Annotated in this window: 15 protein-coding genes; 1 reads left to right on the plus strand and 14 read right to left on the minus strand. The window is 73.4% G+C overall.

Annotated features, from left to right (window positions below):
• The 3 genes from C7C46_RS27385 to C7C46_RS27395 all read right to left on the minus strand — a co-directional run.
• Positions 1–704: ALF repeat-containing protein (locus C7C46_RS27385; protein ID WP_181442554.1), on the minus strand; the 704-nt coding region annotated here is incomplete at its 3' end.
• 212 nt (positions 705–916) lie between these two features.
• The gene (locus C7C46_RS27390; protein ID WP_110672612.1) at positions 917–2,521 is read right to left on the minus strand and encodes an FG-GAP-like repeat-containing protein; all 1,605 of its coding nucleotides are present in this window, start codon (positions 2,519–2,521) and stop codon (positions 917–919) included.
• 252 nt (positions 2,522–2,773) lie between these two features.
• Positions 2,774–4,747 carry an FG-GAP-like repeat-containing protein gene (locus C7C46_RS27395; RefSeq protein ID WP_181442555.1) on the minus strand — a complete coding sequence of 658 codons (1,974 nt, stop codon included), beginning with the start codon at positions 4,745–4,747 and terminating at the stop codon, positions 2,774–2,776.
• Between the two features lie 326 nt (positions 4,748–5,073).
• Between C7C46_RS27395 and C7C46_RS27400 the strand changes: the two genes are divergently transcribed.
• Positions 5,074–6,228: a CaiB/BaiF CoA transferase family protein gene (locus C7C46_RS27400; RefSeq protein WP_110672614.1), complete on the plus strand. Its 1,155-nt coding sequence runs from the start codon at positions 5,074–5,076 to the stop codon at positions 6,226–6,228.
• On the opposite strand, the gene C7C46_RS27405 is transcribed toward C7C46_RS27400, so the two are convergent.
• The 11 genes from C7C46_RS27405 to C7C46_RS27455 all read right to left on the minus strand — a co-directional run bounded on the left by C7C46_RS27405 (position 6,225) and on the right by C7C46_RS27455 (position 19,730).
• Positions 6,225–6,953: a hypothetical protein gene (locus C7C46_RS27405; RefSeq protein ID WP_110672615.1), complete on the minus strand. Its 729-nt coding sequence runs from the start codon at positions 6,951–6,953 to the stop codon at positions 6,225–6,227. The two genes, C7C46_RS27400 and C7C46_RS27405, sit on opposite strands and share 4 nt — an antisense overlap.
• Before the next feature lie 113 nt (positions 6,954–7,066).
• Positions 7,067–7,423 (minus strand): PRC-barrel domain-containing protein, encoded by a 357-nt coding sequence (locus tag C7C46_RS27410; RefSeq protein ID WP_110672616.1) that lies wholly within the window; start codon positions 7,421–7,423, stop codon positions 7,067–7,069.
• Positions 7,420–8,589 (minus strand): PP2C family protein-serine/threonine phosphatase, encoded by a 1,170-nt coding sequence (locus C7C46_RS27415; RefSeq protein WP_245985018.1) that lies wholly within the window; start codon positions 8,587–8,589, stop codon positions 7,420–7,422. The genes C7C46_RS27410 and C7C46_RS27415 overlap by 4 nt, the downstream gene beginning before the upstream one ends.
• Positions 8,590–8,662: 73 nt before the next feature.
• On the minus strand, positions 8,663–10,399 hold the full coding sequence (locus C7C46_RS27420; protein ID WP_245985020.1) for a TIGR03767 family metallophosphoesterase: 1,737 nt from the start codon (positions 10,397–10,399) through the stop codon (positions 8,663–8,665).
• Positions 10,400–10,617: 218 nt separating this feature from the next.
• Positions 10,618–11,013, minus strand: coding sequence for an SHOCT domain-containing protein (locus tag C7C46_RS27425; RefSeq protein WP_110672618.1), 396 nt, complete (start codon positions 11,011–11,013; stop codon positions 10,618–10,620).
• Positions 11,014–11,228: 215 nt separating this feature from the next.
• Positions 11,229–14,129: a tetratricopeptide repeat protein gene (locus C7C46_RS27430; protein WP_110672619.1), complete on the minus strand. Its 2,901-nt coding sequence runs from the start codon at positions 14,127–14,129 to the stop codon at positions 11,229–11,231.
• Entirely contained in the window at positions 14,129–16,030 is a 1,902-nt protein-coding gene (locus C7C46_RS27435) for an HSP90 family protein (protein WP_245985028.1), read from the minus strand. The genes C7C46_RS27430 and C7C46_RS27435 overlap by 1 nt, the downstream gene beginning before the upstream one ends.
• A 47-nt stretch (positions 16,031–16,077) precedes the next feature.
• Positions 16,078–17,031, minus strand: coding sequence for a hypothetical protein (locus tag C7C46_RS27440; protein ID WP_110672621.1), 954 nt, complete (start codon positions 17,029–17,031; stop codon positions 16,078–16,080).
• Between the two features lie 117 nt (positions 17,032–17,148).
• Positions 17,149–18,762, minus strand: a complete 1,614-nt coding sequence (locus tag C7C46_RS27445) for a peptide chain release factor 3 (RefSeq protein ID WP_110672622.1) — start codon at positions 18,760–18,762, stop codon at positions 17,149–17,151.
• 96 nt (positions 18,763–18,858) lie between these two features.
• The gene (locus tag C7C46_RS27450) at positions 18,859–19,200 is read right to left on the minus strand and encodes a hypothetical protein (RefSeq protein ID WP_425470133.1); all 342 of its coding nucleotides are present in this window, start codon (positions 19,198–19,200) and stop codon (positions 18,859–18,861) included.
• Between the two features lie 95 nt (positions 19,201–19,295).
• Positions 19,296–19,730 carry a roadblock/LC7 domain-containing protein gene (locus C7C46_RS27455; protein WP_110672624.1) on the minus strand — a complete coding sequence of 145 codons (435 nt, stop codon included), beginning with the start codon at positions 19,728–19,730 and terminating at the stop codon, positions 19,296–19,298.
• Positions 19,731–19,943: the final 213 nt, after the last annotated feature.

Below are 19,943 nucleotides of genomic sequence, written 5' to 3' on the forward strand. Positions count from 1 at the left end.
GCGACGGTCAGCGTCTCCTGATCGCGCGAAGCGGCCACCTGCCACCCGGCCCGCAGGAACTCCCGCACGTCATCGGGCGTGCCGTCCAGCGCCGCACCGGCGGCCTTCTTCACCTCCGGACCACCACTCGACATCAACTGGGTCAGCTTCACCCGGTCGTCGTCGTCCCGCGCCTTGAACTGACCCTCGTTCAGGAACCGGGTCACGTCGTCGACGGTGCCGTCCATCGCCTTGCCGGCGGCGGCCTTGACCCCCGGACCACCCGTCGCCATGATCTGCGACAGCCGGACCCGCTGGTCGTCCTCGACGGCCTTCTTCATCCCGCCGTTCAGGAAGGCCTGCACGTCGGCGGCCGAACCGGCCAGCGCCTTCGCACCCGCCGCCCGCACCCCGGGCCCCGAAATGCCCATCACCTGTTCGAGGTTGGCCCGCAGGTCCGCCTCGGCGGCGGCGGACTGACCGGCCGTCAGGAACGCCGTCACATCACTGTCGGCACCGGTCAGCGCGATCTCGGCCGCCCGGCGCACCGCCGGACCACCGCCCTTCCACGCCGCGACCACCTTGGCACGGTCGCCGTTCGCCGCCGGCGGCGCCGTATCGGCCGCCGCCGGCACCGCGAGCAGGCCGGTGACCAGGCTCAGCGCCAGGACCCCGCTGGCGGCGATCCGCGAACGGAGCGCCCCCGCTCTCACTTTCACACTCATCGAGTCAGACCCCATCCCCGTAAGGCACTTGGGAAGTACCGTCACGCCGCGACCGACCGCCGCGGCGACCTTGAAGGAACGCGCATGGACTGTGCAACGAACACTGTGCAAATAACTGGAGGAACAAGGCGTGGCCGCAGGGCCCGCCACCGCCGAAGGCCCGCCACCGCACCCTGGCGGGTGCAGTGACGGGCCGAAACGAGCGGGGTGGATCAGTGCGTGCTGGCGCTGGGGGTCGCACCGCCGCCGGTGCCGCCGAAGTTGCCGCCGATCTGGCCGAGGGAGTTCCAGCCGTCCGGACCGCTCACGTCGCCGCCGTTGTCGACGAAGGCGGTGACCCGGCCCTGCGCGTCAGTCTGCAGGTAGTCGGTGTGGGTGTCGCCGCTGAAGTCGACCAGCTGGACGCTCGCCTGGTCGGTGGTGACACCACTGGCGATCCGGCCGATCGGCTGCCAGCTGCCGTGCCCGTCGCCACCGCGGTTCAGCCAGGTGGTGACCGAGCCGTCGGCGTTGATCACGTTGTAGTCGACCTTGCCGTCACCGTCGAAGTCAGCGAGGCGCAGCCGGCTGCGGTCGCTGGTGACGCCGGTGGCCACCTGGCCCAGACCAGCCCAGCCGTTGGGGCCGGACGGGTCGCCGCCGCGGTTGAGCCAGGCACTGACCGCGCCGTTGTCCGCGACCACCAGGTAGTCGGCCTTGCCGTCACCGTCGAAGTCGGCGAGGCGGACCTGGTTCTGATTGGTGGTCAGGCCGACCGCCACCTGCCCGATCGGCTGCCAGCCGCCGTGGCCGTCACCGCCCTTGTTCAGCCAGACGTGGACCGAGCCGTCGGGGTTGATCACCCAGTAGTCGGCCTTGCCGTCGCCGTCGAAGTCCGCCAGCCGGACCCGGCTGCGGTCGGTGACGACTCCGGTGGCCACCTGGCCGAGCGCCTGCCAGCCACCGTGGCCGTCACCGCCCTTGTTCAGCCAGACGTTGACGGCACCGCTGTCCGCGATGGTGACGTAGTCGGGGCGGCCGTCGCCGTCGAAGTCGGCCCAGCGCACCGCACCGGCGTCACCGGCCTCGGTGCCGGCCCGCGGCACGGCGGGACGGGTGGCCCAGCCCTCGGCCACAGTCTGGTCGAGAGCGGTGTGGAAGACCTGGGCCATCTTCCGGTAGCCGCCGTCGTTGGGGTGCAGCTGGTCGGGCAGGTCGGTGGCGGGGTCGATCGCAGCCGGGGCCGTGTAGTGGACGTGGCGTCCGGCCTCCTGCCGGGCGGCCAGCAGACCGGCGATCGTGCTGTTGAACGTGGTGGTCTGCTGCTCGTAGCCACCCGTCGCGGTGATCAGGCCCTGGACGACCACGGCCACCTGGGGCTTGTCGGTCTGGATCCGGTCGACCAGCTCGGCCAGGTTGTTGGCGGCCTGGACCGGGTCGGCCTTGCCGGTGCGCAGGTCGTTGATGCCCAGGTGCAGCAGCACGACGTCCGGGTCGGCGGCCTTGATCCACTGGTCGATGCCGGCCCGGATCTGGGCGATCTGGTAACCGCTGTGGCCCTCGTTGTCCGGGTCGCCCATCGAGCCGTTCTCGGCCGAGCCGACGAAGTCGATGGTGTACGGGGACTGACTGGCCGTCAGGTCCCACAGCGGTCCGCGGTAGCCGATGCCGGTGGCGCTGCCGGCGCCGGCGGTGATCGAGTCGCCCAACGGCATGACCTTGATCAGCGCGGGAGCGGGCTTCACGGCGGCCTGGGCACTGGTGGGCACCAGGCCGAGGCTGCCGCCGGTGACGGCGAGCAGCACGGCCAGTGCGCGGGAGACGGTCTTCTTCGTCATGGCAGGGAGTGAACTTTCGGGGAAGGAGGCGATGGCGCCCGGCCAGGGCCTGACTCACGGGTCCTGCGGGGCGGCGCGACACGACACGACGCGCGCCCGGCAGGACCCGTGGGACGGGCCCTGGAACCGGGCCGGGTGGAACCCGGTCGCCGCACGGCACACGAACGGCGACCGGGGTGCTACTGGGCCGGGCCGGGTGAGGACCGGAGCGGTCCGGTCCTCACCGGGTCGACGGGAACGGGCTCAGCGGGCTCAGGCGCCGCTGGCGACCTTCCCGAGGGAGGACCAGCCGTTCGGGCCGGACACGTCGCCGCCCTTGTTGAGGTACGCCCAGGTGCTGCCGTCACCGGGGTTGTACAGGTAGTCCGCCTTGCCGTCGCCGTCGAAGTCGGTGAGGTAGACGTTGTTCTGGTTGGTGATGATCCCGGACGCGACCGTGCCGATGCCGTTCCAGCCGCCGCCGCCGTCGCCGCCCTGGTTCAGCCAGACGGAGTTCGAGCCGTTGGGGTTGATCACCCAGTAGTCGGCCTTGCCGTCACCGTTGAAGTCCGCGAAGCGGACCCGGCTGCGGTCGCTGACCACGCCGACGGCCTTCTGGCCCAGCGGCTGCCAGCCGGCGCCGCCGGCCACGCTGTCGCCACCCTTGTTCAGCCAGACGTTGACGGCCCCGCTGTCCGCGATGGTGACGTAGTCGGCCTTGCCGTCGCCGTCGAAGTCCGCGAGGCGGACCTGGTCGGGGTTGTTGGTGGTACCGGTGGCCACCTTGCCCAGCGGCTGCCAGCCGCCGGCGCCGTCGCCGCCGCGGTTCAGCCAGACGCTGACCGAGTTGTCCTGGTTGATCACCCAGTAGTCGGCCCGGCCGTCGCCGTCGAAGTCCGCGAAGCGGACCCGGCTGCGGTCGCTGGTGACACCCTGGGCGACCTTGGGGAGCAGCTGCCAGCCGCCGTGGCCGTCACCGCCCTTGTTCAGCCAGACGTTGACCTGGCCGTTGTCCTCGATGGTGATGTAGTCGGGCTTGCCGTCACCGTCGAAGTCGGCGAAGCGCAGGCGGCCGCTGCCGCCGACCTCGTTCGCGGTCGCCGAGCGGTGGTCGCGCACGGTGGCGACCCAGCCGGCCAGGTCGTCGACCCGGACCTCGCCGGCGCCCAGCCGGGTCTCGGACTCGGTGAGGCAGCCGCCCTGCCAGGCACGGCTGGTGACGGCGGCGATCTCGAAGCCGCCGTTCTTGGCGCGCAGGGCCGGGCCGCCCGCGTCGCCCTTGCAGACCGTGGCGGTGGCCGGGGTCTTGGGGGCGACGTCGAAGCCGGTGGCGGCGACGGTGCCGGCGGTGAAGGTCGCGCTGTGCGTGGCGTTCGGCACCCAGTCGGTCTTGGTCCGGCCGGCGCCGACGAGCTGGAGGTCCTCGCCCGCGGTGGGCGCGGTCGCGGCCACCGGGATCGGGGTGATGCCGACAGCGGGCTCGACCAGCCGGACCATGATCAGGTCACGGTCGGTGCGCGGCACCAGCGCGGAGACGTCGAAGTTCTGGCCGCCGATGCTGGCGGTGGTCTGCGCGGGCGGCAGGCCCGACGGCACGGTGGTCAGGTCGTCCACGTTGGTGGCGAAGCAGCTGGCGGCGGAGAGCAGCCACTGCGGGGCGACCAGGGTCGCGGTGCAGTTGCGCGCGCCGGGGTGGCCGGCCGGGCCGACGGTGACGGTTCCGACCGCCGGGTTCGGGTAGGTCGCGGCCGGGCCGTCGGGGCCGTCGGTGGCGACCAGTTCCAGCAGGGTGGCCTTGTCCTTCGGGTTGCCGGTGACGCCCTCGCCGACCGGGGTCCAGGCGTTCTTGGCCAGGTCAACGGTGCTGGAGGTGCCGTTGGCGTTCAGGGTCGCCTTGAGCGTGTGGTCGTCGGCCTTGATGTTGTAGACGTCCGGGATCTCCAGCGCCAGGTAACCGGTCTTCCCGGTGATCCTGAAGCAGACCTCGCTCGGGTTCACGGACCGGGTGTACAGCTCGACCAGGCCGGCGCCCGACGCGCAGTCGGCGAGCACGATGTGCCCGTCCCCCGACTTCAGCGTGATGTTCTGGGACGCGAGGATCTGCGCGGCCCCAGGGTAGGAGAAGTCCTCGACGGCCGAGGGCGCGGTGGGCACCGCGGCGGTGGCCGGTGAGGAGGTGAAAGTGGCCAGTGCGGGCACGGCCAGGGCGGCGGCGAGCGGCCCTATGAGTCGCTGACTCAGACGCAAAACAATTCCCCGGATTCTTGACATGCCCAGGGGAAGCCAACGCCCCCCGAGCTGGCACAGTTCAAGCTTCGCGAACCTACTGTGGACGGTTCGCGCACGTCAAACACATTCAACTCTGATAGTTGCGTGAGGAGTTGACCCAGGCTCTGAAAAGCCTCGGACTCCTTGTGTCAACCCCCCGCAGGTCGGAACCCGAACCGGACGAATGCGGATGACCAGCGGGATATCGGCCCGCCGATCGGCGGGGGCCAGTGAGGTGCATCACAGTCCCCGCGGACCGCCGATCGGGCGTACTGTCAGCTCGACCACCCGAGAGGAGCACGTCCGTGGAGCTGCCGCTGGCCGGGGTCACCGTGGTCTCCCTGGAGCAGGCGGTGGCCGCGCCGTTCGCCACCCGCCAGCTCGCCGACCTCGGCGCGCGGGTGATCAAGGTGGAGCGCCCGGGCGGGGACTTCGCCCGCGAGTACGACCGGGCGGTGCGCGGGCAGTCCGCCTACTTCGTCTGGTGCAACCGCGGCAAGGAGAGCGTGGTGCTGGACCTCAAGGAACCCGGCGACCGCGCGCTGTTCGACCGGATCCTGGCCCGCGCCGACGTCTTCGTGCAGAACCTGGCCCCGGGCGCGGCCGACCGGCTGGGCCTGGGCGCCGAGCAACTGCGCGCCCGCCACCCGCGCCTGATCGTCTGCGGCATCTCCGGTTACGGCGACAGCGGCCCCTACCGCGACAAGAAGGCCTTCGACCTGCTGGTGCAGTGCGAGACCGGGCTGGTCTCGCTGACCGGCAGCCCCGAGGCCCCGGCCCGCGCGGGTGTGTCGATCGCCGACGTGGCGGCCGCCATGTACGCCTACACGGGCGTGCTCACCGCGCTGTACGAGCGTGAACGGACCGGCCTGGGCAGCGCCTTCGACGTGGCGATGCTGGACGCGCTCGGCGAGTGGCTCGGCCAGCCGCTCTACCACGACCGCTACGCCCCGGCCCCGCTCGCCCGCAGCGGCGCCCGGCACCCCTCGATCGCGCCCTACGGCCACTACCCGGCGGGCGACGGTACCGAGGTCTTCCTCTGCGTGCAGAGCGACCGCGACTGGGTGGCCCTGTGCGCCAAGGTGCTGGCGCAGCCGGAGTTGACCCGGGACCCGCGGTTCGCCGACAACCCGCTGCGCCACCGCAACGACGCCGAGCTGACCGCCCTGCTCTGCCGCCGGTTCGCCGAGCTGACCGGCGCGGAGCTGGTCGCCCTGCTGGACTCGGCCGGCATCGCCAACGCCCGGCTGCGCAGCATCCGCGAGTTCGCCGACCACCCGCAGCTGGCCGCCCGCGACCGCTGGCGCGAGTTCGACTCCCCCGCCGGGCCGTTGACCGGCCTGCTGCCGCCGGTCACGGTGCGCGGCCGGACCACGGAACGCCTCGGCGCGGTCCCGGCGCTCGGCGAGCACAGCGCGGCGATCCGCGCCGAGTTCGGGCCGGCAGACGGCAAACGCTAGGTTCTGTCGGCGAGTTCCGGCGGACTCCCGGTCAGGTACGCCAGCCGGGCCGCCAGCAGCAGCACCGCCGCCGGTACCGCGACGTTGAGCAACTGCCGGATGCCGGCCGGGTCGTTGAGCTGGTCCAGCGGCAACCCGGCCTGGTGGAAAAGGTCCAGGGCGTCGTGGGTGGCGAACAGGTAGCACAGGCCGCCGAAGGCCAGCCCGAACAGGGCCAGCCCCGGGCTGCGTTCGGCCACCGCGAGGACCAGCAGCATCGGCACCATCACCACCAGCGGCGAGGCCCCGTTGAAGACCAGCAGGTACGCCGACTCGGCCCAGGCCGAGGGCGAGTGCAGACCGCTCCACTGCGTCCGGGTCAGCTCGACCGTGGTGGCGGCCAGCCCGAGCGCCACCAGCAACGGCAGCAGCACCCGCAGTCCGGCCCCGGACCGCCGGTACCACCAGGCCAGCGCCACCACCCCGGCGGCCAGCGCTAGCAGCCAGTAGTAGTGCAGCCAGGACGGGTGGGCCAGCGCCTGCGGGCTGAGCACCCCCTGGGGCGAGGAGATCGGCACCGCGCACAGCGGCATCGTGTCGATCTGCGAGACCTCGCCCGGATAGCAGCGGTAGCCGGTGGTCAGGTAGAAGGGCAGCGAGAGGCAGAGCAGGATGCCGCACAGCAGCAGCGCGAACCAGTAGCGCCGAGCGGACGGCGCGATGCCGCCCGGACCGTGGCCGGACATGGTGAACCCCCGTGAGTGGCCCGGCCGCGCCAGGCTCGCGGGGCCAGTATCGCCGCCCACGGCCGGGTGAAACAGGCCCCAGGACCTGTGAATCCAGCCGTCCTGACGGAATGTCAGGGGCGTGCCAACCGCCGTTCACCGCCGACACCGGCGCGGTACTCCAACCCGTAGTGCCGGTACACGCCCTCCTCGGCCTCGGCCGGCAGGATGTCGTCGGTCCCGATCGAGGGAGCCTCCTTGACCTGTGCCTTCGAGTAGTTGACCCGCAGGTAGCCGGGCCCGACCACGGCGTCCGCCAGCGGCACGAAGACCAGCCGACGGTTGGTCAGCATGCCCACCTCCACCGTGGCCATGGCCGGCTCGTCGGTCGCGGTGTCCACGTAGATCGCCTCCAGCGAGCCGATCTTCTTGCCGGCCGTGTCCACCACGTCGTGGTTGCGCCACTCCCGGATGTCGCCGATCGTGATCATCTGTTCGTCCTCTCCGCCCGGTGGCGCACGGTTGCGCCGATCTCCTGGAACGCCGGCGGCTGCCACTCGACCAGCAGCGCCGTCGCGTCGTCAACATCCTGACCGCTCTGGCCCGCCTGCGCCGTCTGGGCCGCCTTCAGCGCGTCGGTCAGTGCCCGGCCGGGGCCCGCGCCGGACGCCAGCGCCTGGACCACCAGCTCGACCAGGCGCTCGGTGCCCAGGCCCGCCGCCGCCCCGTCGGTGTGCACCAGCACCAGGTCACCGGGGTCCAGCGCGGCGGTGTGCAGCTCCCGCGGCGCCGCGTCACCGCCCAGCGGCGGCTCGGGGGGCCGCTCCAGCGCACCGGGCACCAGTTGGTGGCGGCGGATCAGCAGCGGTGTGGGAAGCCCGCAGCCGACCCAGCGCAGCAGCCCGGAGGCCAGCTCCAGCCGCAGGAAGACCCCGCCGACCGCCCGCTCGGGGAACCAGCGGGCCAGCGCCCGTTCGGTGCCGACCACCAGCTCGGGCAGTTCGGCGCCGCACCGTCGCGCGTTGCGGCAGGCGGCCAGTGCGACGGCCGCCCCCAGTCCTGCGGCCAGGTCGCCGCCGCTGGCGTCGAGCACGGCGGCGTGCAGCGCGCCGGCCGCCAACGAGTGGTCGAAGGCGTCGCCGCCCAGCTCCTGGGCCGGCTCCAGGACCGCGGTGGAGAGCACCTGGGAGCTGTACACGGTGCTCGGCGGCAGCAGCGCGCGCAGCAGTTCGGCGGGCAGCGCGTGGGCGTCGCGCTGCGCGGTGATCACCATCGCGAGCAGCGCGGCCAGCAGCGTGCACCGGCGCAGCCCGGCCCGGTCCAGCGCGGCGGTGCGCACGCCGAGCACGCCGAGGCCCACCTCGCCGTCCACCAGCGGGAACCAGGCCTCGCCGTCGCCGGCCCGCACCGCGCGCTCCCGGTGGGCCGAGCCGGCCGTGGTGCCCTCGATCGGCAGCGCCGGGCCGCCGGTGAGCGGGCGCAGCAGCCCGGCGGCCGGGTCGGCGAGGTACACCGTCCCGGCCCCGATGCCCAGGCCCGTGATGTGCTGCGGGGCCATCGGGATCACCCCGCCCGGCTCGCCCGGGCCCGGGGTGACCAGGAAGTCGTCCAGCAGCTGGGCACCCAGGTTGGGCGGCAGCGTCGTCTCGTCGGTCATGCGTTCAGCCCATCCCACCCGGGGCCCGGGCGCACCTCGAACGCGGCTACCGGGCTAACCGGCCGACGGCCGCTCAGCGCGAGGGCTTGACCAGCAGCAGCTCCGTGTTGTGGTCGACCGGGCTGCCCAGCTTGGCGTTCGGGGTGGCGTACGGGTCGTTGAAGGAGACCTCGCGGTAGAACGAGGCCAGCGCCGCGTCCGAGGTGTCGGAGTAGTCGGCGGTGTACGGCGCGGCGGACTCCACCAGGGTGGTGAAGAGCGAGATCGTCCCGTCGCCGTTGTCGGTCAGCTCGATCACCCGGGCGTGCTGCGGGAAGTCGATGTGCGAGGCGGTGTTGACCTCCCAGAAGGACCGCTCGGGCACCGCGTGGCCGTGCGCGGTGATCCGGTTCTCGTGGCTGTGCCCGTTCACCCAGGCCACCACGTTCGGGTAGCGCTGCAGCAGGGCGACCAGCTCGTTGCCGTCGTGGCGCTTCTCGAAGAAGTGCCGCGGGTCCTGCAGCAGGTTGCCCATGGTGGTGCTGGTGTGGTGGCTGAAGAGCACGACCAGGTCGCCGCCGGCCCCGCCGCGGACCACGTTGCCGAACGCGTCGTACCAGTGGCCGCTGTGCGCGCGCAGCTGCTGCTCCAGCCAGTTGAGCTGACCGGTACCGATCGAACCGTCCGCGAAGCCGGCCGCGTTGGTGGTGTCGAGACTGATCCCGAGCACGCCGTCGGCGATCCGGAAGGTGTAGTACAGGTTGCCGCTGGCGGCCGCGTCCGAGGTGAAACCGTGGCCGTAGGGGCCGGCGCCGGTGTGCGCCGGGTTCAGGTGGGCCTTGGCGAACTCCTGGGTGCTGAACGGGTGGCGGCGCTCGTCGGCGGTGATCTCGCGGACCAGGCCGCCGCCGGTCAGCAGCCGGCCCAGCTCCAGCACCGCGCCGGCCGGGTCGGTGCGCAGCAGACCGGCCAGCCTGGCCGCCTCGGCGTCGTCCAGGCCTTCGAGCTTGCGGTCGCCGGTGTAGATCGAGTTGAGCAGGCCCAGGTCCGGCAGGGTGCCCTCGGCCGAGTCGTCGTGGTTGCCGACCGTGGTGTACCAGGGGGTCTTCAGGCCGGGGGCGCTGAAGGTGGCGCCGGCCGCGCCCAGGTAGCCGGGGATCTGCGGGAAGCCGGCCTGCTTGTAGCTGTCCCGGAACGGGTCCTGCGGGTTCCAGTACCCGGTGTTGCCGGAGCTCTGCACGCCCTCGTAGCGGTTCGGGTCACCGCTGTTGGGGGTGACGGACCCGCCGCTCATCACCGTCAGGTACCAGTCCAGCTCGATCCGCTCGTGGTTGTCGGTGTTGTCGCCGGTGGCCATCACCAGGCTGAACGGCAGGCCGGTGTACGGGCCGGCGGCCAGCGCGTTGACCCGCTCGACCAGCGAGGAGGCGCCGCGCACGGTGAGCGCCTCCTGCGGGCGGTGCGCCGCGTCGTTGAACCGGGCCAGGTACTCGAAGCGCATCGGCGACTCGCTGTCGCACAGGTGCAGGTCGGTGAACTGGACGAAGCTCGCCAAGCCGGTGCGCCGGTCGTCGCGCCCCGCGCCGGGGGCGGCCAGGTCGCCGCGGACCACCAGCGGCCAGCCCGGGCCGGCCAGCAGCCGGCGGTAGCCGGTGCCGGCGGCCGGGGTGGCCACCTGCTCCAGCGTGGTGCCGGCCGTGCTGACCGCGCGGGCGGCGGTGAGGTCCAGGGCCCGGGTGCGCTCGGCCGCCCAGGCCGAGGTGCCCGTGACCAACGAGAGGGTCGCTCCGGCGGTCGCCCCGCCCAGGAACCTGCGCCGACTGACAGACATGTGAGGGTTCCCCATCCTGACGCCGCGTCAGGATCCCCGGCGGTCCTGTTCGCGGACCGCACCCGCCGGCTCCCCGCCGGCGCCGGGCCGAGGGAGCACGTTACCGGCTGGTAGTCGACCCGCAAAGACCCTCGGGCGAACAGTGGCCGAACATGCCGGGGAGGGACATCGCGGGCGACGTCCCTCCCCGGCCGCGGCGCGCCGCCCGGCCGGCGGCCTCAGGTGAGGATCTTCTCCTTGGCCTTCTGGAACTCCTCCTCGCTCAGCGCCCCGGAGGCGCGCAGCTCGGCCAGCTTCCGCAGCTCGTCGGCATGGCTGGGGCCGGCCTCGCCACCCGCGGTCTCCCGGATGTACTGCTTCATCGCGGCATCGGCCTGCTGGAGCTGGGCCTGGTCGCGTTCGGCCATCGAGCGGCCGCGGAAGATCACGTAGAGCAGGACGCCCAGCAGCGGCAGCAGGATCACCAGCACGATCCAGCCCGCCTTGGCCCAGCCGCTGAGGGTGTGGTCCCGGAACAGGTCACTGAGGACCTTGAAGAGCAGGAAGAACCAGAGGATCCAGAGAAAGAACTCCAGCATGGTCCAGAAGAGGTCCAGCAGCGGATAGTTGCTCACTGTCGGCTCCCGCCAGGTCGGCCGGGCCGGTTCTCGGAACACCCCGAAAGCCAGGCACCCGGAATCCCGACATAACATCACATATCCCTCGACTCCGCCCGGCGAGTGTCAGCCTCTGACGGCTGCTCACCAGTCCCCGGAACGGCGCTGCCGGGCACCCCTGGCGAACGGGGGTGCCCGGCAGCGCCGGATCGGCGAACCGACTGCGGGCCGGCTCAGCCGGCGTCCTGCGCCAGCCGCTCGGCCAGGTCGGCCAGTACCTCGGCCGCCTCCGGGTGCCCGGCCGCCCGGACGCGGCGCTCCCCGGCCGCCAGCCGCTCCCGGGCCGCCTGGGTGCGCCCCAGCCGGTGCTCGAAGACCGCCGCCAGCCGCACCGCCTCGGCCCGGCCCAGCTCGCCCTCGGCACCGCCTGCCTCGAAGGCCGCCGCGGCCAGCTCCGCCTCGGCCAGCGCCTCCTCGGTGCGCTCCCCGGTGGCCAGCGCCCGCGCCCGCGAGTCGTGCACCGAGGCGCGCAGGAACCGCAGCTCCGGCTCGGCGGCCGCGTCCTGCGCCTGCTCGCCCACCTCGTCGGCGGCGGCCAGGTGGGCCAGCGCCGTCGGCAGGCCCTCGCTCCCCTGCTGCTCCATCACCGCCCGGGCCAGCTCGCGCAGCATGGTGGCCGCCTTGCCCGGCAGCGGCGCCACCGCGTGCGCGGCCATCGCCCGCTCCCGGGCCGCCTCGGCGGCCTCCAGCCGGCCGGCCTCGGCCAGCGCGACGGCGCTCTCGCAGGCCACCATGGTCAGCGTCTGCGGGTCGTCGCCCCAACCGCTCACCTGGTCGGCCAGCAGCAGGTACTCCTCGGCCGCCTCCCGGTACTCCGCCAGCATCGCCAGCCCGCGGGCCAGCTGCAGCCGTACCTGGGCCAGCCGCCGCTCGCCCAGCACCTGGGCCCCCGAGTCCAGCAGCACCGACTCCAGCACGGCCACCGCGTCCGCACCGCGCCCGGCCGAGGTCAGCGCCTCGGCCAGCTGCAGCCGCACGTCGGCCGCCTCCACCGGCTTGGAGTCCCGGTCGAACCGGTCCGCCGCCTCGGACAGGGCCCGCACCGCGCCGGCGGTGTCGCCCAGGTGGCCCAGCGCGTGCCCGAGCAGCGCGTAGCTGGGCCCGTACGGGAAGGACCATAGGCCCAGCCGGCTCGCCTCGGCCAGCGCCCGGTGCAGCAGCTCCACGGCCTGCTCGCGCTCGTCGCGCGCCAGCTTGACCTGCGCCAGCAGCCCGTGGACCAGCGGCGCCCGCCACGGCAGGCCGGCCCGCTCGATCAGCTCCAGGGCCAGCGCCAGCTCCTGCTCCGCCTCGGCGAACCGTTCCTGCCGGGCGGCGGCGTTGGCCAGGTACTGGCGGGCCGTGACCTGACGGCCCACCAGCTCCAGCCGCTCGGCCTCGGCCAGGAAGGCGGCGACCGCGGCGGCGAACCGCTCGGCCGGCTCGGCCCGCAGCTCCTCCTCGGCCTCGATCAGGTCGCTGTGCGCCGCGTACGCCCGGGACTGCAGCAGCCGGGCCCAGTCGTCCGGCTCCATCAGCTGCTCGGCCCGCAGCGCCTCGGCCTCGGCCAGCAACTCGTCCAGCAGCGCCCAGTCGGCTGCCAGCCCGTCGCCCTCGCCCAGCTCCAGCACCGCGAGCTGGGCCCGCACCGAGAGCGCCCGGCCGGCCAACCCGGCCTGCTGGTAGGCCTCCTGGGCCTCGGTCAGGACCGCCCGGCGACCCGGCAGGTCCCAGCGCAGCGCCGGGGTGTAGGCGCGCTGCTCCACCAGTTCGGCGTGCAGCCGCTCGGCCGGGCCGAGCCGCGGGTCCTGCGGGTGGGTGTGGCCGGGGGCCGAGACCAGCTCGTCCACCCGCAGCCAGACCCGCTCGGCCTGCGGGTCCCCGGCGCGCTCCAGCTCGCGGGCCCGCAGCACCAGCTCGACCAGGTCCTCGGGCAGCTCCGGGGGCTGCGGGGCGGCGGCCACCGGCCGCTCCGGCGCGGCCAGCGCGGTGGCGGTGCGCACCCCCAGGGCCAGCGGCTCGGCGAGCAGCGGGCGCCGCGCCAGCCGGGCGCGCCGACGGGCGGTGACCGCGTCGGTGCCGTTGCGCTCGTCGAACCGGGCGGCCAGCGCGCCGGCCTGCTCGGCGGCCTCGCGCAGCAGCTCGGCCACCGTCCAGCCGCGCCCGGCCGGCCCGGCCACCGCCAGCTCGCCGTGGCCCAGCTCGACCAGCCTGGCGAGCAGCACCTCGACGCCGGTCAGCAGGCCCAGCCGGTCCAGCGGGTCGGTGGCCCGGTCGAGCAGCTCGCGGTTCTCGGCCAGGATCTCCAGGCCGCGCGGCTCGTTGCCGCTGAGCGCACAGAACTCCAGGTGCAGGCCGATCTGACCGGCCATCGCGGCCTTGCCGCGGGCGTACCGGTAGCCGGTCAGGTGGCTGGACCTGGCCTGGTCGGTGCGGCCCTGGCGCAGCAGTGGCAGCAGCGCGTAGCCGTGGCTGGTGTAGGGCTCCTCGGTGCAGCCGCTGTCGCCGCTGAGCACCGGCTCCCAGACCGCCAACGCCCGGGCGTCGTCGCCCAGCGCCACGTGGTGCAGCGCCCGGGTGCGGGTCTCGCAGGCGGCGCAGTCGCTCAGCTCGGTGCGCCAGCGGGTGGCCCACAGCTCGAAGGCGCCGACCCGGTCCTGCTCAAGGTGCGCGGCCAGTCGGAACTTCTCCGCGTAGTACGGCTGCAGGCCGTGGCCGGCCTTGGTGTACCGCTCGCGCATCTCCTCGTGCCAGCGCCGGATCGCGGCCAGCGGCACCTCGGGGGCGCCCAGCAGCGCGGCGGCCACCCACTTGAAGCGCCAGAACACCTGGTGCGCCGCCCACTTGCTGAACTCCTGCGGGTCGCTGTCCCAGAACTTCAGCACCCGGGCGAAGACCACGGGGGCCTTGCGGGCCTCGCCGTCGTACTCGTAGGCCTCCATCAGCTCCAGCAGCGCCAGCACCTTGAGCTTGGTGTCGTCGAACTGGTCGGCGGCGTCGACCAGTTCCTCGGCGGTGACGGTGCGGGTCCGCCCGTAGGGGCGGGCGTCGTTCTCGCGCAGGGCGGCGAACACCGCGTCCGTGGTCTCCAGCATCAGGACTCCCTCCCGGCCTGGTGGCCCGGTCCGTCGTGGCCCGCTCCCTCGTGTCCGGCTGCCTCGTGGCCCAGCATGGCGTGGTCGAGCAGCGCGATGAACGAGCGGTTGAGCAGCGCGCTCTCGCTGGCCCGCAGCGGACGGCGGGTCAGCAGCAGCGCCTGGCCGTACAGCGCCTCGACCGCGGCGATCACCAGCTCCCGGTGGCCGATCGAGGCGGCCCGGCGCACCAGCGGGTTGAGGTGGTTGAGCACCAGCTGGGCGCGCGGCGCCTCGGCCCGCAGCGAGCCGAGGATGTCGGCCCACAGACCGTCGGAGGAGTCCGCCAGTTCGGCCCGGGTGCGCTCGTGCCGGGCCTCCCGGTTGTCCAGCAGCAGCGCCGGCGCGCTGGCCGGGTGGAAGCTGCGCAGCGCGACGTCGCAGTCGAACCGGCCGACCACCTCGCGGGCCACGTTCAGGAAGCCGGCCGCGGCCAGTTCGGCGGCCGGGTCCACGCTGTCCAGGTGGGCGGTGACGGTGGTCGGGTCCAGGTCGGTCACCAGCACGCCCGGGCGCAGCTCGGGCAGCCGGTGCACCAGGTCGCGGTCGTAGGTGTAGCCGCCGTTGACCACCCCGAGGCCGGCCGCGGCCGCGATCGGGGCGACCTGGCGGAACTCCTCCACGGTCTGGGCGACCAGGACGGTGCGGTGGGTGCGGGCGAACTCGTCCAGCGTGACGTTGCCGTCGGTGGTCTCGAACGGCAGCCAGGGCAGCAGCATCCGCAGCAGCTCGTCGTCGTACCGGGCCAGTGCCTTGACCGCCAGGTGGTGCACCGAGATGAACCGGTGCAGCAGCGCCGGGTCGCTGGCGGACAGCCCGGTCAGCCAGTCCCGGATCCGCACGCCGAGCGCGTCGCGCACCGCGGCCAGCGTCTCGTCGGCGTACAGGCCCTCGCGCGAGGCGGTCGGGCGCAGACCCTCGGCGTCCACCACGCAGCGCACGAAGAAGGCCCACTCGGGGAGCAGCTCGTCGGCCTGGTCGGAGACCAGCATGCCCTTCAGGTGCACCCGGTGGCCGGCCCGGCGCGACGGCGGCACCGCCTCGGGCAGCACGTAGGCGACCCCGGTCAGGCCGACCAGCGGCAGCTGGAGGTCGATGGTGTCCAGCGGGGTGAAGTCGAAGGTGGCCTTGCAGTGCTCGACCAGCGCCTGACGGCGCGCCAGCGGCGAGCCGTAGGCGCGGGCCCAGGGCGCGGGGGTCTCGTTGATCCGGGTGCGCTCGCCGCGGTCGTCCACCACGGTGACCTCGTGGCGCAGCAGGCCGCCGTAGTTGCGGGCCAGCTCGATCACCTGGTCGACCCTGGTCCACTGGGCGGCGTCGGCCCGCGGCACCAGGGTGACGGTGGTGCCGGGCTCCGGCTTGGCGCTGCCGGGGCGGGTGGTGATGGTGTACCGGCCGTCGGAGCTGCCGCGCCACTCGATCACCGGGGCGTCGGGGGTGGCGGCGGAGCGGGTCAGCACGGTGATCTCGTCGGCGACCACGAAGCAGGCCAGCAGGCCGATGCCGAACTGGCCGATGAAGTCCGAGCGGGCGCCGGCCAGGCCGGCCGCGTCCAGCCGCCCCTCGGCGTCCCGCTTGGAGCTGCGGCCGATGGTGGCCAGGAAGGTGTGCACGTCGGCCTCGGTCAGGCCGACGCCGGTGTCGGTCACCGACAGCGACCGGTCGCCGGCCTGCACCGTGATGGCGCCGGGCGCCTGCGGGTCGAGCCGGTGGCGGGCCGAGATCGCGTCCACCGCGTTCTGCAGCAGTTCGCGCAGGTAGACCTTCGGGCTGGAGTAGAGGTGGTGCGAGAGCAGGTCGACCAGGCCGCGCAGGTCGACCTGGAAGGTGTGCGCGGTGGGCGCCGGCTGAGGAGAGGACACAGGGAAGCTCTTTCGATCGCGGTCGTCGGGGCCGGGTGGGAGACGGGTTACGCGCATTCCTTGCGCGCCAGCCGGAACGCCTCGACCGGGTCCTTGCTCAGGTAGTCCCAGGGGCTCTTCGTGACGGTGTCGCCGAGCTGCGCGAAGACCGCGCGGGCGAGGTTGCGCTCGCCGGCCAGGGACAGCACCATCGCGAAGGTGTTGTGCGTCGCGGCCCAGCCGCGCCCGCGGACGTAGCCGGGGTGCAGCACGGAGCGCTGCGCCGCCTCGGCCAGTTGCAGGCGCACCGGCTGCGAGGTGATGTGGCCGGCGTCCGCGCCGCGCTCCAGGTCGAGCCAGTGCTCGAGGTGGGCCAGCGCCACCAGTTCGCCCAGCTGGCTGCCCTCGGGGGCGCCCAGCATCGAGCTGCGGGCGAACTCGTGCATCTGCTCGTGCGAGCCGCCCCACTTGCGGCACAGCTGCTGCAGCCGCTGCCGGTGCGAGGCCGGGTGGCCCGGGAAGCGGCGCACCGCGGCCTCGAACCGGTAGGTCGCGGCCTCCTTGTCCAGCGACTCGCCGCGGCCGCTGATCTGCAGGAAGTACCAGGGTCCCAGCCACTCGGGCTCGCGCTCGGCCACCTGGTAGAGCTGCTCCTCGGCCGTCTCCAGCCGCTGGTGGAAGAGCTGCCACTGCTCCCGGGTCACGTACTGGGCCCGGGAGCCGCTGCGGGCCTCCCAGGCCCAGGAGACCTGCCGGGCGCCGGAGACCAGTAGCGGCAGGGCCGAGTCCGGCTCCGCGGCGACCGCCTGCGGTATCCACTCCTCGACCCCGGCCACGTCGGCGACCTGGGCCACCATCGTGGTCAGGTCGCCCTGGTCGCCCGCCCGAGCCAGCCCGGCCCTGACCGCCGCCCAGTCCCCGCCGCCCGCCGCCGCACGCAGCTCGGCCAGCAGCGGATCCCCGCACGCCGGGTCGACAGCCAGTCGTGCTCCGGGACGCAGCCGCCCAAGGAGTCTGCGCATGACCGATCCCCCCTTTTCACCGTCTTCACCAGGGCTGCACCCTGCCGCCCCCGCCCGAGTACATATCACGACTCGGACAGCCCGCCTCGAACCGGGGTCGGCGCAGGTGGGAGGGGGTCAGTCGGCGGTGGCGATCAGCGGCTCCAGGTAGATCTCCGGCTTGGCCCGCTGGAAGGCGTTCAGGTGCCACTTGTCCGCGAACAGCGCCAGCAGCGCCTGGTCGGAGCGGCGGGTGAGCACCTCGGAGTCGGTCAGCCGGGCCTTGGCCAGCGCCTCGGCGCCCTCGGCGTTGGTCTTGCGGGCCAGCTGGTAGGAGAGCCGGTCCAGGTGGATCGGCGAGGAGAACTCGTGCTCCATCCGGTGCAGCACCACGTCGAACTGCATCGGGCCGACGGCCGCCATCACCGGGGCCTGCTCGCCGCGCCGGTCGGAGACCAGCACCTGCACCACGCCCTCCTCGTCCAGCTGCGAGACGCCGCGGCGGAACTGCTTGGAGCGGCTGATGTCCTTGGGCCGGGCCACCGCGAAGTACTCCGGGGCGAAGGCCGGCAGCGGCGGGAACTCGGCCTTGCGGCCGGTGAACAGGGTGTCGCCGACCCGCAGCGCGGCGGCGTTGATCAGGCCGACCACGTCACCGGGGTAGGCGGTCTCCACCACGGTGCGCTCGGCACCGAAGACGGTGTGCGCGTACTTGGTGGTCAGCGAGCGCCCGCTGGCGGCCCGGGTGACGTTCATGCCGCGCTCGAAGACACCGGAGCAGACCCGGACGAAGGCGATCCGGTCGCGGTGCGCCGGGTCCATGTTGGCCTGGATCTTGAAGACCACGCCGGAGAACTCCTCGGCCACCTCGCGGTGCCCGCCGTTGGCCAGCGGCCGGGCGGCCGGGGCCGGGGCCAGGTCGACCACCGCGTCCAGCAGCAGCTTGACGCCGATGTTGGTGAGCGCGGCGCCGAAGAAGACCGGGGTGATCTTGCCGGCCTCGAAGGCCTCCTGGTCGTAGCCGGGCCCGGAGGAGAGCACCAGCTCCAGCTCCTCCAGGGCGTTGGTCCAGTCCTCGCCCTCCTGCTCGGCGGCCTCGTCGGCGGTGAGCAGCTCCTCGATCGCCGCGTGGGTGCCGGCCGGCACCTTGGTGTAGCGGCGGAACTGCTCGGTGTCCGCCGCCTCGACCAGGCCGCGCAGGTTGCCTGCCACGCCGACCGGCCAGACCACCGGCACCGGGGTGATGCCCAGGTGGGTCTCGATGTCCTCGAGCAGGGTCAGCGCGTCCCGGCCGCGCCGGTCCCACTTGTTGATGAAGGTGATCACCGGCACGCCGCGGTGCCGGCAGACCGAGAACAGCTTGCGGGTCTGCTCCTCCAGGCCCTTGGCCGCGTCGATCAGCATGATCGCGCAGTCCACCGCGGAGAGCACCCGGTAGGTGTCCTCGGAGAAGTCCGCGTGACCGGGGGTGTCGACCAGGTTCATCACGTGCTCGCGGTGGCCGAACTGCAGCGCCGCCGAGGTGACCGAGATCCCGCGCTCGCGCTCCAGCTCCATCCAGTCGCTGGTGACGCCGCGCCGGCCGCCCTTGGCGTGCACCGCACCGGCCGAGGTGATCGCGCGCGCGTGCAGCGCCAGCGCCTCGGTGAGCGTGGACTTGCCCGCGTCCGGGTGGGAGATCACCGCGAAGGTGCGCCGACGGCTGGCCTCGGCGAGGACCTGGGTGACGGGGACGGACTGCTCGTTGCTCACAGGTTTTCCTCGCGGCGGGTAGGCATGACGAGCCAGTCTAGTCGTTCCCGGCCGCGGGCCGGGCCGGGCGCCGTGAGCGCCCGGCCCGGCTGCCGGTCAGACCTCCAGGTCGGACTCGATCTTGGCCAGCTGGTGCCGCGCCATCGCCAGGTTGGCCCGCCGCTTGTCCAGCGCCAGGTAGAGGAACAGGCCCTTGCCGCCGCGCCCGGTGAGCGGGCGGATCAGGTGGTACTGGCTGCCCAGCGTGATCAGGATGTCCTCGATGTTCTCGTTCAGGCCGAGCATCTCCATGGTGCGCAGCTTGGCCCGCACCACGTCGGTGTTGCCGGCCGCGGCCACCGTCAGGTCCAGCCCGGCGCCGCCGTCCACGGTGCCCAGTGCCATGCCGCTGGTGTAGTCCACCAGCGCCACGCCGATGCTGCCGTCGACGCTGCCCATGATCGCGCGCAGGTTGCTGTCGATGTCTGCCACAGGGTTCTCCAGATCGATTCGTGTGTCGGGAAGGGATGGCGGGAACAAAGGTTGACGGTCCGTCAGGACTTGCCGGCCGGAGCGAGTTCGGTGCGCACCAGTTCGGCCATCCGCTCCGCGGTCCGGCGGGCCTCCAGGTGCAGCCGGCCCACGCTGGCGTCCGGGTGGGCCAGCAGGGTGAGCACGCACAGCGGGCCGGCCGCGTAGCTGGCCACGTAGCCGTGCTCGCCGTGGACCAGCGCGTCGCGGAACTCGCCCTGCCCGGTGGCCTCGGCGAGGCGCCGGGCCACCCCGAGGGTGGCGGCGGTCAGCGCGGCCAGGCTGTCCGGCTCGGCGTCGTGGGTGTCGTGCACGAGCAGCAGCCCGTCCACGCTGGCCACCAGCGAGCCGGCCAGGTGCGGGACCCGGCGTTTGAGGGTGCGCAGTTCGGCGAGCAGGGCGCTGTGCAGGGCGTCCAGCGGGCGGCGGTCGGCGCGCGGTCGCAGCACCCGCTTCATGACGGCGTGCGGTGGGCTGCGGGCGGCCAGGGAATCACAGTCGAGCCTCCAGTGCGGATCGGACGCGCAACAGCAGCGCGGTCTCGGGCGGTTCGGCGGCCTCCGGACTGCGGCGCAGGCTGGCGCCCGGGGTCCGCCGGGTCGGGGCCGCCGGCTGCGGCGGGGCGGGGTCGCGGGCCGCCGCGAGGGTCGGGGTCGGCTCGCCGGCCGGCG

Origin of the sequence: Streptomyces tateyamensis (assembly GCF_003205575.1) — a bacterium.
Taxonomy (GTDB): Bacteria; Actinomycetota; Actinomycetes; order Streptomycetales; family Streptomycetaceae; genus Kitasatospora; species Kitasatospora tateyamensis.